The sequence below is a fragment of the Plantibacter sp. CFBP 13570 genome, assembly GCF_014841395.1.
Lineage (GTDB): Bacteria > Actinomycetota > Actinomycetes > Actinomycetales > Microbacteriaceae > Plantibacter > Plantibacter auratus.
On the sequence record NZ_JACYTW010000148.1, the window covers coordinates 1 to 509 of the forward strand.

Annotated in this window: 1 protein-coding gene; it reads left to right on the forward strand. The window is 66.2% G+C overall.

The genetic code is table 11. The features are described from left to right. Nucleotides 1–42: 42 nt before the first annotated feature. On the forward strand, nt 43–509 hold a 467-nt coding region (locus IFT89_RS19955; protein WP_244650892.1), incomplete at its 3' end, for an iron chelate uptake ABC transporter family permease subunit.

The window sequence follows — 509 nt, forward strand, 5'->3', positions numbered from 1 at the left end:
ATCGGGTTCCAGACCGGTTCGTACACCGGCGCCCTGATCGTCATGCTGCTGATCGGTGGCGGCTCGGTCGAGACGATGATCGCGGCACTCATAGGCGGCATCGTCACCGCGTTTCTCGTGTTCCTCCTGTCGTCGAAGCGTGGTTCCGTGCGCGGGGTGCGTCTGATCATCGTGGGCATCGGCGTGAGCGCCATGCTCGCGTCGGTGAACGTCTGGATCCTGCTGACGGCGACGGTGGAGGATGCGATCATGGCGAGCCTCTGGGGTGCCGGCAATCTTTCCGGTGTTTCGTGGCCCACATTCGCCGCCGCCTTCGTCGGCTCGGCAGTGTTCATCGTGGCGGCCATCGCGTTGAGCCGGCCGATGCGACTCCTGCAAATCGGGACGCCGTTCGCCACGGCGCTGGGACAGAATGTGCGCGCGGTGCAGGTGTCGGCGATCGTCGTCGGCATCGGCCTCACCGCACTCGCGACGGCGACGGTCGGCCCGATCTCGTTCATCGCACTGGC